Raw genomic sequence first — 19,427 nt, 5'->3', positions numbered from 1 at the left:
TCCGGGAAATGGCACAGGTATTCGACTTGTTTTCCCTGGCCAGACGGCCGCAGGGGGCCAGCCCACAGCCCGGAGCGGAGAGCACTGCTGCGTACGGTTACGCCCATGACATTGCCGCTGGAAGACGACTCGAGGCCGCCCTACCTCCAGGCGGCCGAGGTGCTGCGCGCCGGGATCCAGACGGGGGAGTACGCGCCCGGGAGCCGACTGCCGTCGGCGCGGGTCCTTCAGGCGCGCTTCGGAGTCTCCAGCTCGACGGTGCAAAACGCGCTGCGGGTCTTGAAGCAGGAAGGCATCGTCTACTCCGTGCTCGGTCGGGGCAGCTACGTCAGCAGCACACACCCCGGCCTCCCGCTGGCGGCCCGGACGGAGTCCTCCCCCCTCCCCAACGACGTAATCGACGAGGAACACGACCCCAGGCCCCCATACGTCCGTACGGCAGACCTACTCAGGGTGGAGATTCAGTCCGGCAGCTTCGAACCGGGCGGGCGGCTTCCCTCCGCGCGGGAACTCCAAGACCGCTTCGGGATCGCCAACTCGACCGCACAGAACGCGGTGCGCGTGCTCAAACGCGAGGGTCTGGTCTACGCGGTCAAGGGCAAGGGCGTGTTCATCCGCCGCTCCGCACGGCAGCACGAGCCGCACCTTGGTGAGGCGGAGCATTCAGCACCAGCTGGCTTTCGCGGGCGGCCGCGAACCGATGAAGAACTCGCCGCAGACCTGGCCGCCGCCGAGCGGCGTCTCGCGCGCGCCGCCAACGCTTACACCGCGGCTGGTGCCCAGCTCGACGCCCTCACCCGCGAGGCCGTGCGCCGCGGCATACCCGTGCCGACCGCAGTGCGACCGCATTCGGAACCCCTCCCACCCCGCGTCGGGGTCTGACCCGAGAGCAGCCGATTCTCGGTTCCTGCCCCGACGGGGCCCCTGACGGAGAACGATGGGGATCGTGATGCACGGGGACGTAGGAACCACGCCACCGCTCGACCGCACCGACTGCTTCATGGCCCTGGAGGCTGCCGTCCAGTGGTGGGGAGCTGAGGTGCCGGAGGACCCAGGAGCGGGTGAGCTGGCACAGCTGCTGGACGAGATCGTAGAACGCCTGAGCGGGGATCGGAGTACCGAGCAGGCGCGATCAGCCGCCGAGCTCCTGGCCCAGGCGGCTGAGGCACTGAGGGCGGTGGCCCGGCTCGGCGGCCTCCTGCCGGCTATCTCGTTGTGGCACCTCAGGACCGCACTTCGACAAGAAGCCGGCGCCCGCGGCCAACTCGCCCAGCACAACGATCCCCAGCCAGCCGCGTCCCCCCTGTAACCCGCGCCCCGCCCCGGCGTGGCGCCCCCACCGAGCCGGGCCCGACAACTACAGTCGCGTCGCGCGGCATCGGTCTGCTGCTCCTCACGCGAACCTCGGCCCACTGGTTCAAGGCGGAGGCGAAGAAGCACGGCTTCGATCAGTTGCACCCCACCGACCGCAACACCGCACACCAGTGCCTGTTCCTCACGCTCCGCGGGCCGACGGAGCTGAGCGAAAGGTGCCTGAAGCCATGTCGGCCACCCAGACCAGCAGCCGAGCCCGGGCCTACGCCCTCTACACCGGCGCCCCCCGCCAAGCCGCCTGCGACGCCGTCACCGCCCTGCAGCCCGGCGCGCCCCTCATCCCGGCACCGGCCCAGCAGGCGCAACTCCTCCTCGAATCCGAGGTGTTCTACTGGGTCCTCAACTCTCAGAGGCACTTCTTCGAGTACCCCTTCGGCATCCGCTACGTGCAGCCGACCCCGCACAGCATCAGGCTCCACCTGGAGAGCAACGACAGCCTCGACAGCCTGCTGGGCGGGCTGCTGCCCTCCCGCGCACCGATGCGCACCGGACGAGACGAAATCTACGGACTCAACGGCGTCCGGATCTGCGCACGCACCGATCGCGGCATCGAGCTCCGCCGACTCGGGCAGCCGACCAGCATCCAGCTCACCGGCCCCTCACGCCGCGCCTTCCAGAAGGCCGAGGCAGCCCTCGCCCAGCAGTTCCAGAGCAACGGCGCAGAAGCCTGCTGGCTGGCCGGCGACACCTGGACCCCCTACGAGAAGCAGTGGGACGACGAACGCCAGCCGATCGCCTACGAGTCCACATGGCGCGACGCCGCTTGGCTGCCCAGCGGTCTGCTGCGCCGCCTCGGACTCTTTCACACGGTCGCCGTCCCCCAGGTCGTCACCGGGCACGAGGCGAGGCTGGGGGAGTGGTGGATCCTGCAGCTCGAACACGACTCCGACACCGGCCTGCGCCGCGCCGAGCTGGTCCAGGCCCTGACCGACCCGCACCACGGTCTGCCGCTGGAGCTGTGCGGCCACCGCGACCTGACGCCCGGAGAAGGCCTCGGGCTGGTCCTCCTGAAGTCCCCGGATCGCACCGCCGCCCTCCAACTGCGTTACGACCGGATCGACTACCCGATCAAAGAGAATCGCGCGCAGATGTTCGCGGCGATCCGGCAGCGCACCAGCGCTCTGACGGGCGAAGCCTCATTGCCGCCCATGCCCGGTTGCTCGGGTACCGGTTGAGCCGAGCCCCGCGCCGGCGATGTCGTCAAGGCCGCCGTCACTCAAAGGGATTGCCGCAACCGGGCGAGGTCCCACGACCTGCGTGCTTGCCGTACGGTTTCCGGACTGCGTCTGCCGGGGGGGAACGGCAGGCCGGACCGGGGAGGGGACGGCGTCCAGATGGTCGGGGATGAACAGGAGACCTGGGGCGAACACGCGATCTGCCGAACCGCAGATCCGGACGAGCTCTTCGTCGACGGGGCGGCCCAGAACCGGGCCAAGGCTCTGTGCACCGGCTGCCCGGTGCGCACCGAGTGCCTCGCGCATGCCCTCGACAATCGCATCGAGCACGGCGTCTGGGGCGGCATGACCGAGCGTGAACGGCGCTCCCTCCTGCGACGCCGGCCGCTGGTCACCTCCTGGCGCCGCCTACTCGAAGCGGCCCGATCAGAACATGAGCGCATCGTCCGGTCCGACGACGAGCAGCCCTGGAACGCCACGGGGTGATCACCCCCGCTCGCACAATGCCTTCGGAGCCCGCGTCGCCGGAATGCGGTCGACGGACGGAAAGTGCAAGGCCGGCGCTGTCGGTGGGGCGTGACACGATCCACGGATGGAGATCAGCAACGCGCCACGCCACCGCGTGAACCAGCAGCGCCTCGACCAGGCCCTCGGTGACAAAGCGGACCGTGTCCAGGAGCGTTTCGAGGACGTCTACCAACGCGGTTACCCGATGCGCGTGATGCTCGAGGAACTCGGCCACGAACTGCTCGACCACGTCGCAGCGCGCACCATCCAGAACCCCGACCTCGACGACGAGCGCACCCGCCTCGCCCTGGTCACCGCTGCTGAATGCCGCCTGGGCGTCCTGGACCTGGGCTGTACCCCCAGAGGCGACTGGGAGATCCCCTTGCCTCTCACCGGGACGCGCCTGACCAGCGAAGAGCTGGACTACGACGAGATGCACGACGCGACCGACACGGTCACCGCCCGTACATGGGTCGACGCCTTCGACATCTGCGTCGCCAGCGGCCTGGTGCGGGACTGGGAACGGGTGATCGGTCTGCTCCTGCGCAACGACTACGCACCCGCCCTGCGCAACAACCTGCCCCACGCCGGCCGGGACTCTGTCTCCGAACCGGACGACCTCGCACACATGGACGCCCTGTGCGGCTACCTGACCCCGGCCCGCGGTCACCTGCCCCGAGACTGGCCACAGGTGACGTTGACCAAGCCATCGACGGACGAGCGACTGGACGCGGCCCTCGCCCTGGACGCCGCCCACGCCGTGAGTCCCGACCAGCGCCTGCTGCGCGTCCTGCTCCGCGACGATCAGAGCGCCTTCGAGCGGGCCTTGGACGAACGACTGGCCCAGCACCGTGCCGGCGTCGGTGAGAATCCCGCGCCCGGGAGTCTGCTTCCCCTGGGCACGATCGCCTTGGCCGCACTCGCCGTGCAGGCGCATGGCTGGGACCTGCAGACCAGGTCCGCCTACCTTCCGACCTCGCTGCTGAAGCCGCCTACCCCTGTCGGTTCCTGACCCGGCCCGCCGAGCAGAACGGTCGTCGCCGGACCTCCGGGCTTACAGCAGGTCCAAGTCCGCGTCGACGTACCCGAATTGGCGGGCCATGTGCACCAGCGCCTCCCGCAGCAGGCTCTGGCGCTCCGTCTGGCCCATCGCCGGCGCGGCCGTGATGGTGACGGCCATCCGCGGTCTGGTGCCGCCATCGTTGGTGCCGAGCGACTCCAGGTCGACGAGGGAGTCCAGGGCGGGCAGGACGCCGTTGTCGGCGGGCTGTTCGCACGTCATCCGCAGTTCGGTGGTGGGCGGGGCGGACCAGGACAGCCCGGCCGGGTCACCGACGACGTCGGGCAGCAGCTCGGCGGCCGTCTCCCACGTGCTCAGCAGCACGGCCTGGACCTCGTCGAAGCCCAGGCGCGTGTCCCAGCCGGGGCCAATGGCTGCCGCCCATGCCTGCGGGTTCTCGATCAGAACGTCGGAGCAGGCGACCACGGTGGACTCCATCGTGGTGGGCAGGGCGAGCATGACGGACGCCTTCAGGGCCGGGCCGCCGTCCGGTCCGGCGATCGTGCACGAGTAGCCGACAGATCGGGCGGAGTTGCCGAAGGGCCCCCGTTCCCAGCGAGCGGCGGGAAGTTCCGCGCCCCGGCGCAGGGACAGCATCGTCACCGCCCCGGCCACCGCGCTGTGCGGAAGCTGCTGCTCGAGCAGAGTGCGCCGGGGTTTGCTGATCTCCAGCGCGCTCGCCTCGGCCCAGGGCAGGTTCACCACGGCGCGCAGCCGTAGCGCCGGTGTCTGCCCGGCAGTCCAGTTTTCGGCCGACCGCCCCTGGTTGACGCTGAAGCGGGGGAGCGGCTGCCACCGCCACACGCCTCGCCCGGAACACGCCAGGCGGCCCGCGCCCCACGATCCGCCGTCGACGTCCACACCCCGTGAGTCGGCCGCGATCACCCACGGGGTGTCCGTGTCCTCGGGCGGGCGGGGAAGGCCGATCGCTGCGAGCGGATCATGACCTGGCGCGTGCCGGCCGGCTTCGACGATCGCCTGCCAGATGGGCGCGGCGACCACGACCGGCGGGCGCCCGGCAACCAGACACAGCACCCAGCCGGGCTCGCCGTCGCGCGCGTGGTGCAGATCCTGGAGAGCGGTCGACCCGTGGGCCCATGCTTCCCCGGCCGGTTCCCCCAGCTCGGCCCTGGCCAACTGACGGTATGCCTCTTGCATCTCCCGCTCGCGATCCGGGAGCCCCTGACCGACCCGCAGCCCTCCCTCTGACCCGCTTTCGGAAACGGCCTGGCGCACGAGGTCGGCGAGGGCCTCGGCGGTCGGCATTCCGGAAGCCCGGACACCCGCGGAGAGCAACGCCTGAATCTCGGCGCGCGGCAGCCAGTGCGTCTGGTCGCCGTCTCGCACCGGCACGGCGACGGTGTCCGTCCGCTGAGTGCCCGGTTTCCCGGTCGGCGCCGCCACGACGAAGAGCGTGGCCGCGGGCTGCGCGGGAACGTCGATGAACAGCACGCGCTCCTCACCGTCGCCGGACCAGCCGATGCGTACCCCGCGGGGCGCGGGGGTGACCCGGGCGCGGATCACCTTGCGGACCTGGTCGACGTTCACCGCATCCTGGGCGAGCCCCCTGATATGGTCGAGGACTTCCTCGTCACTTTCCATGCGGGTGGCCATGCCGATCACGATGACCCCGCCTCCCCCGTTGGCGAAAGCGGCGACATCCTTGGCGAGTTCCTCGGGCGCGCGGGGGTCGGCATCGAGCTGGTACGCGGCAGCCTTCGCATCGAGCCACTGTGTCTCGCGCAGTCCGAGCAGCGAGCCGGGCTGGTGGGCCTCCAGCGCGGCCAGTGCGCTCTTCAGATCGGTCGGCATCCCGGCAGTATCCTCCGGCCCTCCGGCCCTCCGGCCCTCCGCCGCCTGGTTCCACAAGTTCACCGTCTCCCGGGAACGCCTGATCAGGTCATCTGAGGAGGGGACGGCCGGACCAGCACGGGCACCAGGGGCCTACGTACGGAATCCATTGATCCGACTGACGGAATGTGGGGCTGGGGCCCCGCTGCACGGTGCGGTCGCTACGGCCCGACCTGATCGATGAGACCAGCGGCATCGATCTGGTCGGCGATCGCGCGGATCTCCGTGATGGGGTCCGTGACTCGCTGCGATTGCTGCCGGGCTTCGGCCCTGTCCGCGATCTGCCGGAGGATCGCGGTGACCGTGGGTAGGGGGAGGACGAGGGTGCCGTCCGGGAGCCTGGTCGCCTCCACGTCGATGTTGTCGCTCACAGGGCTTCCCCCCAGTCGAAGGCGGTGGTTGGCAACGTCGGCGAATTCTGGCAGTTCCCTCCCCGCGACTGGGCCTCGGGGTCGTCCGGACGGGGTGAACGCCCGACGTGCGCAGCCACCGTTGCGGTGGTTGCATCACCGAGTTCCGTCCCTACGCCTTCGGGCGGTCGTCCGGGCCGGTCACGTCGGCGAGGTGGAGAACGCCCGTGCTGCCGAAAACGGTACGGAACATCACCTCGCTGCTGGGTTGGCCGGTTCCGGAGACCGCGTCACTGAACCAGCGGCTGGAGCGCAGCGCCTGGACGATGCACTCGGCCACCGCGTCCCCGACGGGCGCGACCGAGGTATCGGGCGACACCATCTCGGGCAGGTCCTCCAGGTCCATGCCGTAACGCTCCAGGTGCTGGATGAGCAGGTGGGCCAAGGCGCGAGAGGGGTCGCTGGTGTGGCGCTGCCCGTCGTCGGGGTCCATCAGCCCGGGGAAGACCACGGCCCGGGTGAAGAAGTCGCACAGGGCCCCGAACGCCTCCGGGTCCGGGTCGTGGCTGCGGTCATCGCGAGCCTTGAGGGCCCACTGCAGGATGACGTCCACGTGCGCGCGCCGGGCCCGCTCCGCCGCGTCTGGCGTGCGGACGTCACCGGACCCGAGGGCGGCGGCCCCGGCGGTGCCGTTGGCCTCCACGGGAAACGGCGCCGTGACGGGCAGGTCGTCGCTCAGCTCGGCCTGCCACCGGTCGTATGTCGCGGCTTCCTCCTCGGCGCGCTGGTAGGCCGCGTCGTACTTGTCGTCGCCGAGGACTGCGGCAGACTCCGACCATCTCGCGAGGATCGCGGCGTGCTCCCACCGATCCTCGGATGCAGGAAGCTGGTCGCGGCGTCCGTCCATGAGGGCCGGCAGCAGCGCAGTGATCGCCTCCGGTGCCGCGAGCACCGGCACCGGCAACGCGACGAGCTTGTTGCCGTCTCGCTCCTGATACGCCCAGCCTGCGGACGAGTTCCACACCAGCTCCAGCCCGTCCGGCCACTCCTCGGCCGTCAGCTCCGCAGCCCCGCCGATCCACGCCCACCGGGCCTCCGCCGTACCCCGCACCTCTCCCCGGCGCACCGCGAATTCGGCATCCGCGTAGCCGGCGCGCGCGAGAGCACCCTCCATGACGCGCGGGTACCTCTTCCAGCCCCTGAACTGGTCCACGGTGCGACCTCTCCTGCTGCTCCGAAACGGCCCTGCCTCTGTCCCGGTCAGACTGCCAGCCGCCACCGACAATGCCCCCGCCGGTAACCGAACACGAACCGAAAGCCCGAGCGTTCGTACGGCTCCACCGCAGGGGCCAGCCCCGGAGCCGCTCACTCCCGTCACCCGCCCGTGCGTCTCCGTACGAAGCCGGCCCGCTCCGAGCCGCCGGCTGCCAAGGTGACATTCATGGAATCCGTCGACACCGCCCTGGACCGCCTCTGGCCCGCCGAGCTGCGCACCGACCATCTCTTCCTGCGGCCGGTCACCCACGAAGACGGACTCCTCGTGCACGAGCTGCTGACCGACGACCGGGTCCGCGCGCACCTCGGCGGTCCGGTCACGCAGGAACGTGTCGCCGCCCGGCAGGCCGCCTACCCGACGACGGCCGGCGCGTGGACCGTCGTCCGCGTCGCCGACCAGCAACCGATCGGCCTGGTGACCATCGGCGCCGACCACCGGTGCGAGGGCCGCGCCGAAATCTCCTACCAGCTGCTCCCCTCCGCCTGGGGCGAAGGGCTGGGCAAGGAAGCCGTCGCCGCGGCCGTCAGCTGGTGGACGGACGCCGTCCCGGGCGGTGGCCCGCTGGTTGCGGTCACCCAGAAGGCCAACCTGGCCTCGTGCCGCATGCTGGAGTCGATCGGCATGATCGTCGTCGACGAGATCGACGAGCACGGTGCGCGCCAGTGCCTCTACACCCCCGCGGGCGACCAGGACGACAGCGATCTGCGCTGGGTCCGTCTGCTCGCCGAGCACCGGGACGCCGTCGAACGCCGACGAGGTGCCCAGGCACGCGCGACGGCGGCCGGCCAGGGCCTCCCCGACGACCTCGCGGTGCTCACCCCCGAGGAGTTGGCCCGGCTGTGCCCCGCCCGTCACGGCGCCTACGGACGAGTCTGCGCCCGCATGGCCGATCACACGCCGGACCTGCACCTGGGCAGGGCGCAGGACGGCGCGTGGATCGCCTGGCTGACAACGGCTGGAGCTTCCTGACCGCTCGCCCCGGCGCGGCCAAGGGAGCGCGTCGGGGCTCAGAACTCACTGGCGTGCATGGGGACGAGTTCGGCGACCTCGAACTGGGTGGTCTCCGGGTGCAGTTCGAGGAAGCGGGCGATGACCTGGGGGTGAGCCTGGCCGACGAACAGGTCCAGCGCCACAGGGTCGAGGGGACCGTCGTCCAGCTGCAGGTACGTCATGGCCAGATGGGCGCCGTGATGCAGAGCGTCTTTCTCGGTGGGGTAGGTCCAGGTGCTCAGCTCGCGTCGCGGCTCGCTGCGGTGCAGCAGAACCCACGGGCCGCCGGCCGCCCCCTCAGGCGCGTCGGCCAGGGCCCGGCAGGTGCGGCACCACGTCGCGTTCGCGGCGAGCCGTTCCGTCGAACCGGCCCCCCACACCGGTTCCGGCACGACGATGCGCGCGGCCGCCGGCCGTACGGGCAGGGTCTGCGGCTCCCGGGTGAGCAGTTCCGGGACCTGGTAGGCGGTGCGGGCGCGGCCTTTCCGGCCTGCCGGGAGCTGCCACAGCGCCCGCGGCCACGGCTCATCGAAAGTTACCGAGGGGCTGCTGCTGAACGGTCGGCCGAGGCCGGCCAAGTCCCTGTGGGACGGCTTCGGCTCCTCCCCGGGAGGCAGCGGCAGCAGCCACCCGGCCGCGTCCTTCACCCAGCCCTGCCGGCAGCCGCCACACCAGTGCACGGCGGCAGCCTGCTCGGCGGGGCTGTCGTACCAGTCCGGCTCCTCCCGGCCCAGCCCCAGCCGCGTCATGGCGGTCGGCTTCTCGCACGGGCAGGACGCGAACCTGTACAGCTGCACATCGGGCTGCTCGTCGCGCGAAGCGTGCAGCCACGCCCGGTGGACACCCAGCGCCTCCGCCAGCGCCTCCCGCTCACGATCTCCGGGCCGGGACCGGCCCGCCGCCCAGTGCCCGATCTGGTGAGCGCCGACGCCGACGTCGCCGCCCAGGCCGACGGCGGTCTTCGCGGCCGCCTCTTGCAGCAGCCGCAGGCGCCGCGCGAAGGGAGCCAGCTCCAGCAGCGCCCACACCGGATGGTCACCACGGGGTTCGACGTACTCCAGATCGTCTTCCCACACCTCATGGAGCTCGTTGTAGGACGTGGCGTGCTCGGCCAACGTCTCGATCACCCACCCGCGCACCGCAGCGTCGTGTGCCCACTGCTCATCGGTAGCCTCACGCGCCGCCGCGTCCGCGTTCTCCTCCAGCACCAGCTCCTCGTGCATCGGGAACACCAACTCCTCGACGGCCAGCAGTGCCCGGGAGGCGACGACACGACGAGCAGGCTCCGGCACCGCGCCGTTCAGCACACCCGACAGCACGTCGACGGCCCGCACCACCAGCCGGTCCTGCTGCTTCCCCCACCTGCTCACCCTGACCCCCTCCCGCGGCCGCCGCGGCCCCGCACGTGCCACATCATCCCGACTACGACACGGACTCGGGCGACAACGACCGAAGTTCACCCACACCAGAGCAGACCCGCCTCACCCCTCGGCCGGCCACCAGCGCCCAGCGTCAGGCCCAGCACAGCCGCTGGCTACGCGGCCACATACGCGGTGCCCGCCGACCGCCTCGGCGCCGTCGCCGAACAGGCCGAACTCGCCCCCGCGCCCGCCCGACCCTGCGCCGTAGCAGCCGGACAACCAGCACGCATGCCGCACCCCAACACACTCGACTACGCTGCGCGTTGTCGTCAGGGCGAAGGAAGGGCGGGCTGTGGCCAAGCGGACGAGCGGCCCCGAGAAGAACCGCAAGGAGCCGATGTCCGGCGTCGCGCGCCGGCTGTGGGCGTTCTCCGGCAACGAGTGCGCCTGGGGCGACCCGCACTGCCCAACGCGGCTGGTCACGGATGAGGGCGCCTGGGTCGGCAAGATCGCCCACATCATCGGCGCTGAGCCCGGCAGCGCCCGGCACGAGGCATGGGACGGCCGGGACGTCGAACAGCTGAGGGACTTCGACAACCTGATGCTGCTGTGCGGGGTGCACCACGACCTGATCGACAGCAGCGTCACCCGGGACAACTACACCGTCGAGTACCTGCGCGCGGTCAAACAGAAGCATGAGGGCACGTACCGGTACACGGTCGACGACATCGAGGCCGAGTTCCGGGACACGGTCAACGGCTTCCTGGTGCGGCCCGCCACCACCATGCGCCGCTTCTTCGCCTGGGAGGACGCCGACCAGGATCCGTCGGACGAACAGGACGTCCTCGAACTGGTCAACCGCTTCGCGGGGCGTGTCGGCGGCCTCACGCGGATGGCCCGACAGGTCCTCGCCCTCGTGGTCCACGAGGAGACCACGGACTTCGAACTGGTGTTGCGGCGCTTCTCGGCGGACCGTACGACGCTGCTCAGCGTCGTACGCGAGCTCCAGAAGGCGGAGATGGTCTACCTCCACGACGAGGAATACGACGAGGACCGCGGGCAACTGTCCCTGCTCGGTGGCGCTCTGGAGGGTGTCTCCGAGATGTGGGACGAGCTTCGGGGCTTCTGCCTCGACGAGAAGGTCGACCTGAAGGAGATCCTGGTGGATCTCGACTTCTCCCGCCTGGACTGAGCCGTCGGCGACTGTACGAACCGCCCCGGGAGTGACGGCCCCGGCCGTACTGCGTCCCGTCACGGGGACCGGGGCCTGTCCCGCACACTCCATTCCGGCACGGGCCACAGCGAGACTAATGGGTGAGCCGAGAGCTCCAATACGGCTCTCTGCGGGCTCGACTCACCGGCCGGGACGAGGTGCCGCGCAACGGCGCGGCACCGGGACTCCCCTGGCGCGTTCATGCAGCCGGCCGCCGTACAGGACAGCTACCACGAGCGGCGCCACCGACTGCACCGTTCTCCCCATCCTGGACTCGGGCCGTGTCCGCCTCAGCGGGCCCAGCAGCGACACCGTAGAAGCCACCGAAAGCCTCGACCCCGCTCTTCCCCTCCAGTTGAGCAAGCAGCGCTGCCGCTGCCACGCCGCGAGCAAGCTCACTCGCCGTCCGGACCACACGGTTCTGCGCGCGTCCCGACCGAGGACGACCATCGCTGAACTGCAGCACGTCACCGTTCTCGCCCAAGCTGCCGCCAGCGCGCTCGGCTTCACCACGGAGCCAGTTCTTGGCCTGCTCGCGAGAATGGCCCCATTGCCTGAGCTTGTACGCGATATCACTGCCGCACAGCGGAACGGCGAAATCCAGAAAGAGCCGCAGCTCCTCAATAGCATCCAGCGGTTCGGGCTGACGCATGAAAATACCCCCTAAAACGACAACGCAAGAATTTGAGAACCCCGAAATCGGCTAGAGAAGCGGTTGCGTTCCGGGCGAAAGCGAGCAAGAAGCATCAGTCGGGAAGACGCCGTCACGATCGGGCCACACGGCCTGCCAGTACGGCACAGCGGTATCCCGGCCATACACCGCCCGTAGCATCGCGAAGGGCTCCAAGGACTCCACGGGGCGCATGAGCAGCCGGAATCCGTTCGCGAGAAGCCCGTCCAGGACCTCACCGGCGACCGGACCAGACGATGCGGCGAACCGCTCGACGACGGAATGGAGCACGCCCTGCATCGCCCTGACGTCCAGGCCGGCCATCACGAACTCCTGTCCCAGAGACTCGTGCAGACCGACGGTGTAGCAATAGGCGGCAGAACCCTCATCAGCAAGAACCGCCTGGACGGCGAACCCGTGCTCCGCGATAATCTCACGCAGTCGAGCAACGTACTCCGTCATGAAATCGGGCAGACACACACGGCAATCCGCGTCCCCGCAGGAATCGTAAGGTCGGCCCTCCCGCAAAACACTGGCCGCGACAGCGGGTGTGAAATCCAGATCGCGAACAACCAACTGGGACAGGTCGTCCTCCTGATGGAACGACTCCAGAGCCGGAAGATCGATCAAACCCCACCGGCCCTGCGACAGGTCACCGCCCAGGCACGACCACCCGTAAGCCTCACCGCTCGCGTCATCGACCTCCACGACGTACCACTCGCCCCAGGCGGAGAAGTACCGGAGGCCGACCACCCTGTGCCCATGCGGCTCCAAGACCGTTGCCCACAGACCCGGGATCTCGGCCAGCACCGCCGGAGCCGGATAGAAGTCGTGGCCGCGCTCCCCGCGCCACACCTCAGGCGGCCGCGTCCCGACCGGAGCACCCCCCTGCACGGAACGCTCGGGCGCGGGCTGGGCACGGAAGACGACCTGCTCCACATCCGGGTGGTAGATCGAGGCTTCGTCGCCGTCCCAGCGCACCGTGTACGTCTCCAGGTCGCCGGGCAAGGCGCACAGTTCGGGGACGGTCTCCATCGCCCGGAGGAAGAGGGCGATGAACACCTCCTCGGGGGTCCCGGAATCGGCAGAAACGGTGGTTCGCTCCCAGGGGTGCCCGAGGAAGCGCATGCGGATGTCCGCCATGATCAGTTCTCCAGTGAATCGTGGGTGGGGGAGGCCGGGGAGTGGCTGGCCGTTGTGCGCGTCGTCGATCCGGGCGATCGCGGAGCGGCGGCGCCGCGCCGCCGCATGCGTCACCGGCCAACCGGCCCCGACGGGGTGAAAGGGGGGAGGAGCCCGGATCAGGAGTCGGACGACTGCTGCGCCCGGTACTCGCCCACCACGGCGAGCACCGCGATGCCGAGAAGGCCGGCCCCCTCGCCCGCCATCCAGTCGCCGAGCGTCGCTCCCGGGCTGTTGCTCAGCCGTTGGATGAGGTCGTGCACGCCGACATGCGGAACGCCCTCGGCATCGCAGCCAGCCTCGAAATGTCCGAACTTCGGGACGTGTGCGTGGTAGTGCCCGTCTGTGCTCCAGTGAGGGTCCTGCCACAGCTCGAACACGGCGTTCGGGGCGTCCTCCTCCAGTCGCGCGGCGACCTCTTCGCAGAGGCCCAGAGCGGCGTCCCGGGAGCGGTAGACCTGCCCTAGCGTGAGGACCTCGGCAGGGCCACGCTCGTACTCGCCGCGGAGGCCGTGCTCCCGCATGAGGTCGAGAAGCGGAACGAGTTCGCCAGCGGGTGCCGAATGGATGCGGAGCTGCAGATCAGCAGACACGTTTCTTCCTAGGTTCGAGCGCCACGACGGGCGCGCACATAGAAGGGGGAGGGGGGAGGGGCAGGGCCGCGCGTTTCGGGAGCGGCAGAGGTGAAGCAGAGGGCCTTCGGCTATTCGGCCAGCGCCCTCGCACCTGCGGAGACCGGCGCGAGGCGGCTCTCCGGCTGTCCGGCGCGACGGGGAGGACCGGTTGACGGTGGCTGTCAGAGCCGCGATGTCTCACGCTGCCAGTCGCGCGTCTCAGCGCGGCGAACCAGACGCCGGAACCAGGGCCCTTTTTCGCCCTCGTCGCTGTACCGACCCGGCAGGATCTTGCTTCCCACGGAGCCGGTCCGAGCGTTCTTGACCTTGCGACGCCTCGCGGGACGCTTCTTTGCCCCGGTTCCCGGGACGGGGGTACTCATGTCGAGATCAACTCCGTATTCGCCCCGATGTCTCACGCGTGGTCGTTCTCGGCGCAGTCGGGGCAGTCGTCGGGACAGCGGTTCAGGGGTTCGGGCACGGCCCGAGAGGGTTAGAAGGTCAGCGACTGAGGCTGTTCAGCTCACGCTTCACTCCTCACTGACCACCACCCGCACGCCGGACATGCGGCACTCCTGGACGCGCACGATGTGGCCGTCGAGCCGGCCACTGATCAGGTCGACAACCGCTCCGCACCCGGCGGACGGACAGCGGACGGCCATCACCCGGCCCTCGTCGTCGAGGAGGGGCATCTCGTGGGCGACAGCCATCGCGGTCTGCTCGCCCTTCAGGCGTACGGAGAAGGTCACCGCTCGCCCGGCCCGTATGTCATCGAGACACGACTGGCACAGGGGCTGCTTGCGGGCTCTGGCTGTGGCCGCTGGTGAAGGGGTCGCACGGTGGCCGTCAGGAGAGACGCCGGGCGGCAAGCCCGTCTCGGGGTCGATCAAGAGGCTCGGGGCGGTGTGGCGTTCCAGCTCGTGAAACATGGTCGGGCGGCCGCAACAGGGGCATTTCATCAAATAGAACAACGCGAGCTCTCAGGATCGTCGGAGTGGGTGGGCGCGGACTGCCCCTGCGGGAAGGGCTGTCCTGCGGTGACTTGGGGCTGTCACGGGGAGATGCAGCCGGTGACCCCGGTCGGGTCGACTTCCTCGACGAGGCCGCGGGCGGCGGCCTGTTGGTCGGGTGGCTTGTCGGCGGGTTCTGCGGGTCCCCCGCCCTCGCGAGAACAACAATACACATGGAAACACTAAGACGCAACATCCGAGATTCTCGACTCCCATGCAAGGCACGGCCAGCCTCAACCTGAACGAGAGCGGGGGGCCGTCCGCCTCGGGACCCGGGCCCCCGGGCATGTGCCGGAGGGCCTCAGGGACCGTCCGGTCGCCGCCGTCCCTATGCCGCGACGCGCGAGTGCCCGTTACCCATGCGGCGCGCCGGGCCTCTGCGCCCCCACATCCGCCTGCCCAGACACCGGAGCGCCAGAGCAGAAAGGGGCGCGCGGAGCCGGCAGATGTGCGCCCTGCCCGAGGCCCGGCCAGGCCCGTACCGTCGCAAGGACGGCCGAAGACCCCGGATGACGCCCGGAACAGCGGTCGAGGAGGACGGTGGCTTAGTGATGGAGCGCAGGAGGGTACTGAGCGCCGGGCTTTGCGCGGCGGCGCTATGGGCGGGCGACACGACACCGGCACTTGCCAGCGGACTCGGCCAGCGCCTGGCGGACGGGGAACTTCCGGCCGCGCAGGGCTTGTTCGCCGCTGGCAGGTACGACCGGCTGCACCAGGTGCTCCCTGGGATGGTGGCCCGCGCGAGCGAGAGCGAACGAACGGGCCCGGTCGGCGCCAGCCGGGCGGCAGGGGTATGGGTGCTCGCCTCTCAGCTGGCGGTCAAGGAAGGGGACGTAGACACGGCGGCCGCCTTCGCAGTCCGGGCCGGAACGGCGGCCCGCCGCTCGGGCCACCCGGTCCTCCTCGCGGCCGCCGCGCGCGCGGCGGCGACGCCGCTGCGCCGTACGGGCCGCCCGGATAGCGCCCTGCAGCTGCTCCAGGAAGCACACGATGAGCTGAACGCCGGCCCCCGACCGTCCGCGGTCGTCCTGGACGCATCCGGAATGGTGGCCCTGACCGCCGCGTACACCGCCGCCCAGGCCCGCATGCCCTCCGCTGCCGAGCAGTTCGCGTCCCTGGCCGAACAGACCACGGCCCGCCTCCTCCACGACCGGGGGCGAGTGCCGGCGGACGGGGAGCTGTCGCCGACGCAGTGCATGCTGTACCGGGTCGGGATCCACCAGAAGCTCGGCGACATCGACCGCGCCCTGGCGTACGCCGCGGGCCTGGAGCCAGCCGTGCTGCCCACGCCGGAGCGCCGAGCCCGCGCGGCGACCGACACCGCCCGCGCCCTGCTGGCCGCTGACGACGTGCCATCCGCATTCGTCCAGCTACAACTCGTGGAGCGTGCCGCACCGCTGGAGGCCCGCCGCCCCTCGGTGCGCGCGCTGACTGCCGAGGTCGCCGCGCGCCGGCCGGACCTACCGGGACTCACCGCCTTCGCCCGCCGCACCGCCCTGCGCGTCGCCCTCTGACCGCTCCGCCGACCGAATCCCCACCGCCCCTTCCTCGTACAGCTTGATCAGGGTCGAGCACACCGTGCACTCTGTTGCCGGGAACTCCTCCAGTTCCGAATGGACGCGGCAGTTGCCAGCCGCATCGACCGGCCACCCGTGGCGGTGTTCCAACCAGTCGTTGTAGTCCATGCCAGTCAGCCCGAGGAACTCGTACTGCTCAGTCGGCTGCGCCTCCCACTGTTCGCGCAGCGAGTCCATGAACTCCTGACGATTCACTGTGCTGCTGTCCTGGAACACCTGTTCTCCTCTCATTCGCTTGCGGACACCACGTCCGCATGGACTCCGAGCCGGAAGCCGAGCCCGGCGTGCTGGGCGTCGTCAGCCCAGGTAGTAGGTGTGTGTCGGGCGAAAGGTCGGGTAGAGCAGCTCGAACCCGCCCGGCCCCCGAGGATCGTCGAAGGCGAGCAACGCCGGGTCTTCCAAGGTGCAGCAGCCACACTTCGGATCCATCCACGTGATCGCGAGGTGGGGAAACTCGACCGACATCTCGCGGATGGCCTCATCCCACGCTCTCTTGTCCTCGTCGCGCCAGTCGTGCTGAGCCCCGTCTATGTAGACCCGGTCCAGGCGCTCGGCCCATTCGTCGAATGTCATTCCTGCGGCCTCTCGGTCTTTGTGGTGCCTTGAGTGGCCCGGTCCAGCCCCGGCTAGAAGGGGTGCGGGAGCCGATGTCGGGCCCGGTGGGTCCGGCAGTTTTGCCCTGGTTATGAGGGCGGTGGTGCTCCTGGGGTGTGAGGGCCAGCCGGGTCAGTTCAGTACGCGGAACTTGCGCCAGTCGGCCCACTCGATCCAGGTCGGCCATTGCGGAACGAGTCCGTCAAGGAGGCGTGTGGCGCCGTTGCGCTGCTCAAAGTCGAGGAGTCGCACACGTCGGGTGGCGGTGTAGAGCACGGTCTGAGAGTCGGCCATGACCGAATCGTCGACCTCGACCAACATTCCGATGTGCTCCGCCGACAGGGCGGCAAGGGTTGTGCCCATCTCAGGTGCTGCTCCTTGGTGTTGGGTCCGGCCCGGGACCCCTGTGGAGGGCCGGGGCCGGGCCGGGGGTGGGCGCCGTCCTGCCCTGGTCTAGGTGTTCTCGCGGGCTCTACGGCGCGTAGGCCGGATGAGGGCCGCGTACTGATCCGGTGGCCCCAGGGGGTTCCCGGGCGGCCCCGGGTGGGGGTGTTGCGGGCCGCCGGTGGTGGGTGGGGGGTCTAGTAGCCGTTCAGCTTCTTGCTCAGGTGGGCCCGCCATCCGCTGCTGCCCCGGGTGCACGCTCCGGCATCCCGGTCTCCCTGAGCCGGACGATGCGGGTGTAGCTGACGGTGGAGCGGTAGTTCTCCATGCCGTCCTTGATCTTGAACTTTCGGCCGTCCGAAGTGTGGATCAGCTCCCGGCCGATCTTGGCCACGGTGACCATCGTGTAGCCCCAGTGGACCTGGCACGTCTCGTACTGGGCGACCTGGTCACCGACCTTGATGCCCTGGAGCCGCGGATCCGGGGCCCGCACTGCCTCGCTGAAGTCCATGTAGGTTTCTCGCTCTTGATCTCGCCCTGGGCCGCCTCGGTGTGGGGGGCCCTGTGGCGGGCCCGTGGGGGTCTGGGGGTCGGGCCGGGCGGCCCCTGTGGGGGGTTGGGGTCGCCCGGCCCTGTCTTGGGGGTTAGGCGGTCTTGTAGCCGTTCAGCTTCTCGACCAGCTCGGCGCGGTAGAGGGCGAGTGCCTGGGCCTTGTCGTCGAGCTTGGTGATCTGGGCCTGGATGGCTTCGGCGCGCTGGGCGTTGAGGAACTTGGTGTAGGTGGCCTCGCGGGCCGGGGTGTTCTTGTCGGCCTGGTAGGTGGTGACCAGGGCGGTGACGAGGTCGCGGACCTTGTCGAAGGTGTCCGGGCTGGCGTTCTCGGCCGGGGAGTTGGTCTCGAAGGCCGAACCGAGCATCTGCTTGCGGAACTTCAGCAGCGGCGCGGCCCCGTTGTCCGTCTCGGCGGTCAGGTCGGCCGGGTTGACCAGGTGGCTGCCGACCACGTACGGCAGCTCCATGTCACCGAGCTTCGGGGCGTCGGTCCGCTCGTGGCGGTTGGTCCCGCTGCCCTTGCCGAACTGGACGTTCAGCAGACCCTCGACCTTGGGGAACAGCTCCCAGTTCGGGTGGACCACGACCGTGCCGATCGGGAAGGTCCCGTCCTGGAGGACGCGGGACAGGTCGTAGACCGACTCGCCGTTCTCGCCCGTCTCGACCGCGTACGAGTAGGTGTGACCGGCCGGGGTGGTGAACGTCTGGGTACCGGACATGAAGATCCCTCCAAGGGAGTCAGTAGGTGGTTTCTCGGCCGGTTCTTCGTTCCCCCGACCTCGTGATAACTACTGTACACATCGAATCGTGAATACGCAACACAGAAACGGGACCACCCCCACACGCTCAACCAAACCAACCCCCAACTAGGAACCTCACACCCCGCCACCCCCACCCCGCGACCGATCACACCCACACCCCCGCACCCGCCCCCGACTCGTCCCGACCCCACCGGAGCCACCGGCGACCACCCGACCCCACCCCCGCACGACCCCGGATCTAACACCCTCACGGGCCCACAACGCGAATCTAACGCCACCCCGGAAACCCGCCCCCGCCCAACCCGCGAATCTAACATCCGCCCCGTACGCGCCGATTGGAGCGGCCCCGGATCTAACACCCCGGGCCACCGGATCTAACACCCCCTCAAACAGCGAACCCCCGAATCTAACGCCACCCCACACGCGCTCCGGAAAGCCGCACAGAATCCCGTGAACGCCACACACCCGGAACCCCTTCCCCAACCGCCAAGAGCCCTGTAGGCTGCTGCTACAGCCCCCAAAGAGGCACCCCGGCCCCGCCGGAGCAGCCCCCGGGCACGGAAAGCGGATACCCCGTCAATTCCCGCCGCGCAACTTGAATTCCAGGGACTCGAACCCCTAGAATGATCTGGCAGCACAGGAAATCAGGACCACCCGCAGAGAAACACCACCGGGACAACCTGAAAACCCGTCGAGAAACCACAGAAAAGGCCCGCCAGGACCACCGAGGGAACCCCCTCCACCTAGCCAGCCATTCGTTAACCCCAACCACAGGAAAGAGAAACCGAATTCGCGGCCGGACCACCCGCCGGCCTCCGGCCCGCCCCGCGGGCCGGCTCCTCGGCCGGCCCCCGGCCGGCCGGTCAGCGCTCTGCGCTGACGGTCTTTCAGAGGGCGCTCTGCGCCCTCTGTACCCGCTCCGCGGG

General features: G+C 69.8%; 21 protein-coding genes. 8 read left to right on the top strand and 13 right to left on the bottom strand.

The window, feature by feature from the left end:
* The first annotated feature begins 105 nt into the window (after positions 1–105).
* From ACF07B_RS28275 to ACF07B_RS28255, 5 genes are all read left to right on the top strand, one after another.
* Positions 106–882, top strand: coding sequence for a GntR family transcriptional regulator (locus ACF07B_RS28275; protein WP_392181010.1), 777 nt, complete (start codon positions 106–108; stop codon positions 880–882).
* A gap of 55 nt (positions 883–937) precedes the next feature.
* On the top strand, positions 938–1,309 hold the full coding sequence (locus ACF07B_RS28270) for a hypothetical protein (protein WP_392181009.1): 372 nt from the start codon (positions 938–940) through the stop codon (positions 1,307–1,309).
* Between the two features lie 232 nt (positions 1,310–1,541).
* Positions 1,542–2,549 (top strand): hypothetical protein, encoded by a 1,008-nt coding sequence (locus ACF07B_RS28265; protein WP_392181008.1) that lies wholly within the window; start codon positions 1,542–1,544, stop codon positions 2,547–2,549.
* A 159-nt stretch (positions 2,550–2,708) separates the two neighbouring features.
* Positions 2,709–3,035 carry a WhiB family transcriptional regulator gene (locus ACF07B_RS28260; RefSeq protein WP_392181007.1) on the top strand — a complete coding sequence of 109 codons (327 nt, stop codon included), beginning with the start codon at positions 2,709–2,711 and terminating at the stop codon, positions 3,033–3,035.
* Between the two features lie 106 nt (positions 3,036–3,141).
* Positions 3,142–4,068 carry an immunity 49 family protein gene (locus ACF07B_RS28255; RefSeq protein ID WP_392181006.1) on the top strand — a complete coding sequence of 309 codons (927 nt, stop codon included), beginning with the start codon at positions 3,142–3,144 and terminating at the stop codon, positions 4,066–4,068.
* 42 nt (positions 4,069–4,110) lie between these two features.
* Here the strand turns inward: ACF07B_RS28255 and ACF07B_RS28250 are convergent, their stop codons facing one another.
* The 3 genes from ACF07B_RS28250 to ACF07B_RS28240 all read right to left on the bottom strand — a co-directional run bounded on the left by ACF07B_RS28250 (position 4,111) and on the right by ACF07B_RS28240 (position 7,530).
* Positions 4,111–5,928: an RNA-binding domain-containing protein gene (locus tag ACF07B_RS28250; protein WP_392181005.1), complete on the bottom strand. Its 1,818-nt coding sequence runs from the start codon at positions 5,926–5,928 to the stop codon at positions 4,111–4,113.
* A 200-nt stretch (positions 5,929–6,128) separates the two neighbouring features.
* Complete coding sequence (locus ACF07B_RS28245) at positions 6,129–6,338, bottom strand: hypothetical protein (protein WP_392181004.1); 210 nt, start codon at positions 6,336–6,338, stop codon at positions 6,129–6,131.
* A 151-nt stretch (positions 6,339–6,489) separates the two neighbouring features.
* On the bottom strand, positions 6,490–7,530 hold the full coding sequence (locus tag ACF07B_RS28240) for a hypothetical protein (protein ID WP_392181003.1): 1,041 nt from the start codon (positions 7,528–7,530) through the stop codon (positions 6,490–6,492).
* Positions 7,531–7,758: 228 nt separating this feature from the next.
* Here ACF07B_RS28240 and ACF07B_RS28235 point away from each other — a divergent pair, with 228 nt between their 5' ends.
* A complete protein-coding gene (locus ACF07B_RS28235) occupies positions 7,759–8,562 on the top strand; it encodes a GNAT family N-acetyltransferase (protein ID WP_392181002.1) in 804 nt (267 codons plus the stop codon).
* A 38-nt stretch (positions 8,563–8,600) separates the two neighbouring features.
* Here ACF07B_RS28235 and ACF07B_RS28230 read toward each other — a convergent pair whose 3' ends face one another.
* The gene (locus ACF07B_RS28230; RefSeq protein ID WP_392181001.1) at positions 8,601–9,953 is read right to left on the bottom strand and encodes a helix-turn-helix domain-containing protein; all 1,353 of its coding nucleotides are present in this window, start codon (positions 9,951–9,953) and stop codon (positions 8,601–8,603) included.
* A gap of 343 nt (positions 9,954–10,296) precedes the next feature.
* Between ACF07B_RS28230 and ACF07B_RS28225 the strand changes: the two genes are divergently transcribed.
* On the top strand, positions 10,297–11,136 hold the full coding sequence (locus ACF07B_RS28225) for a hypothetical protein (protein WP_212728886.1): 840 nt from the start codon (positions 10,297–10,299) through the stop codon (positions 11,134–11,136).
* A gap of 220 nt (positions 11,137–11,356) precedes the next feature.
* On the opposite strand, the gene ACF07B_RS28220 is transcribed toward ACF07B_RS28225, so the two are convergent.
* From ACF07B_RS28220 to ACF07B_RS28205, 4 genes are all read right to left on the bottom strand, one after another.
* Positions 11,357–11,809, bottom strand: a complete 453-nt coding sequence (locus ACF07B_RS28220) for a hypothetical protein (RefSeq protein ID WP_212728887.1) — start codon at positions 11,807–11,809, stop codon at positions 11,357–11,359.
* A 51-nt stretch (positions 11,810–11,860) separates the two neighbouring features.
* Positions 11,861–13,084 (bottom strand): DUF4262 domain-containing protein, encoded by a 1,224-nt coding sequence (locus ACF07B_RS28215; RefSeq protein WP_392181000.1) that lies wholly within the window; start codon positions 13,082–13,084, stop codon positions 11,861–11,863.
* Positions 13,085–13,128: 44 nt separating this feature from the next.
* Positions 13,129–13,602 (bottom strand): hypothetical protein, encoded by a 474-nt coding sequence (locus ACF07B_RS28210; protein WP_329448963.1) that lies wholly within the window; start codon positions 13,600–13,602, stop codon positions 13,129–13,131.
* A gap of 551 nt (positions 13,603–14,153) precedes the next feature.
* A complete protein-coding gene (locus tag ACF07B_RS28205) occupies positions 14,154–14,372 on the bottom strand; it encodes a hypothetical protein (RefSeq protein ID WP_392180999.1) in 219 nt (72 codons plus the stop codon).
* An 812-nt stretch (positions 14,373–15,184) separates the two neighbouring features.
* Between ACF07B_RS28205 and ACF07B_RS28200 the strand changes: the two genes are divergently transcribed.
* A complete protein-coding gene (locus ACF07B_RS28200) occupies positions 15,185–16,147 on the top strand; it encodes a transcriptional regulator (protein WP_392180998.1) in 963 nt (320 codons plus the stop codon).
* On the opposite strand, the gene ACF07B_RS28195 is transcribed toward ACF07B_RS28200, so the two are convergent.
* The 5 genes from ACF07B_RS28195 to ACF07B_RS28175 form a co-directional block, all read right to left on the bottom strand.
* On the bottom strand, positions 16,094–16,426 hold the full coding sequence (locus tag ACF07B_RS28195) for a hypothetical protein (protein WP_392180997.1): 333 nt from the start codon (positions 16,424–16,426) through the stop codon (positions 16,094–16,096). The genes ACF07B_RS28200 and ACF07B_RS28195 overlap by 54 nt on opposite strands.
* A gap of 81 nt (positions 16,427–16,507) precedes the next feature.
* The gene (locus tag ACF07B_RS28190) at positions 16,508–16,783 is read right to left on the bottom strand and encodes a hypothetical protein (protein WP_392180996.1); all 276 of its coding nucleotides are present in this window, start codon (positions 16,781–16,783) and stop codon (positions 16,508–16,510) included.
* A 153-nt stretch (positions 16,784–16,936) separates the two neighbouring features.
* A complete protein-coding gene (locus tag ACF07B_RS28185; protein ID WP_212728891.1) occupies positions 16,937–17,167 on the bottom strand; it encodes a hypothetical protein in 231 nt (76 codons plus the stop codon).
* Between the two features lie 241 nt (positions 17,168–17,408).
* Positions 17,409–17,699, bottom strand: coding sequence for a hypothetical protein (locus tag ACF07B_RS28180; RefSeq protein ID WP_392180995.1), 291 nt, complete (start codon positions 17,697–17,699; stop codon positions 17,409–17,411).
* 133 nt (positions 17,700–17,832) lie between these two features.
* Complete coding sequence (locus ACF07B_RS28175) at positions 17,833–18,459, bottom strand: hypothetical protein (protein WP_331751964.1); 627 nt, start codon at positions 18,457–18,459, stop codon at positions 17,833–17,835.
* Between the last annotated feature and the right edge of the window lie 968 nt (positions 18,460–19,427).

The sequence above is a fragment of the Streptomyces sp. NPDC015532 genome (genome assembly GCF_043078065.1).
Classification (GTDB): Bacteria; Actinomycetota; Actinomycetes; order Streptomycetales; family Streptomycetaceae; genus Streptomyces.
The sequence above is the reverse complement of the archived record's forward strand: the minus strand, read 5'-3'. Positions and strand labels throughout refer to the sequence as shown.

Bases quoted from the DNA above. Each gene is read 5' to 3' on its own strand.
- ACF07B_RS28200 (WP_392180998.1), top strand. From the start codon at position 15,185: ATGGAGCGCAGGAGGGTACTGAGCGCCGGGCTTTGCGCGGCGGCGCTA.
- ACF07B_RS28190 (WP_392180996.1), bottom strand. From the start codon at position 16,783: ATGACATTCGACGAATGGGCCGAGCGCCTGGACCGGGTCTACATAGAC.
- ACF07B_RS28275 (WP_392181010.1), top strand. From the start codon at position 106: ATGACATTGCCGCTGGAAGACGACTCGAGGCCGCCCTACCTCCAGGCG.
- ACF07B_RS28220 (WP_212728887.1), bottom strand. From the start codon at position 11,809: ATGCGTCAGCCCGAACCGCTGGATGCTATTGAGGAGCTGCGGCTCTTT.
- ACF07B_RS28185 (WP_212728891.1), bottom strand. From the start codon at position 17,167: ATGGGCACAACCCTTGCCGCCCTGTCGGCGGAGCACATCGGAATGTTG.
- ACF07B_RS28180 (WP_392180995.1), bottom strand. From the start codon at position 17,699: ATGGACTTCAGCGAGGCAGTGCGGGCCCCGGATCCGCGGCTCCAGGGC.
- ACF07B_RS28270 (WP_392181009.1), top strand. From the start codon at position 938: ATGGGGATCGTGATGCACGGGGACGTAGGAACCACGCCACCGCTCGAC.
- ACF07B_RS28265 (WP_392181008.1), top strand. From the start codon at position 1,542: ATGTCGGCCACCCAGACCAGCAGCCGAGCCCGGGCCTACGCCCTCTAC.
- ACF07B_RS28235 (WP_392181002.1), top strand. From the start codon at position 7,759: ATGGAATCCGTCGACACCGCCCTGGACCGCCTCTGGCCCGCCGAGCTG.
- ACF07B_RS28255 (WP_392181006.1), top strand. From the start codon at position 3,142: ATGGAGATCAGCAACGCGCCACGCCACCGCGTGAACCAGCAGCGCCTC.
- ACF07B_RS28250 (WP_392181005.1), bottom strand. From the start codon at position 5,928: ATGCCGACCGATCTGAAGAGCGCACTGGCCGCGCTGGAGGCCCACCAG.
- ACF07B_RS28175 (WP_331751964.1), bottom strand. From the start codon at position 18,459: ATGTCCGGTACCCAGACGTTCACCACCCCGGCCGGTCACACCTACTCG.
- ACF07B_RS28260 (WP_392181007.1), top strand. From the start codon at position 2,709: ATGGTCGGGGATGAACAGGAGACCTGGGGCGAACACGCGATCTGCCGA.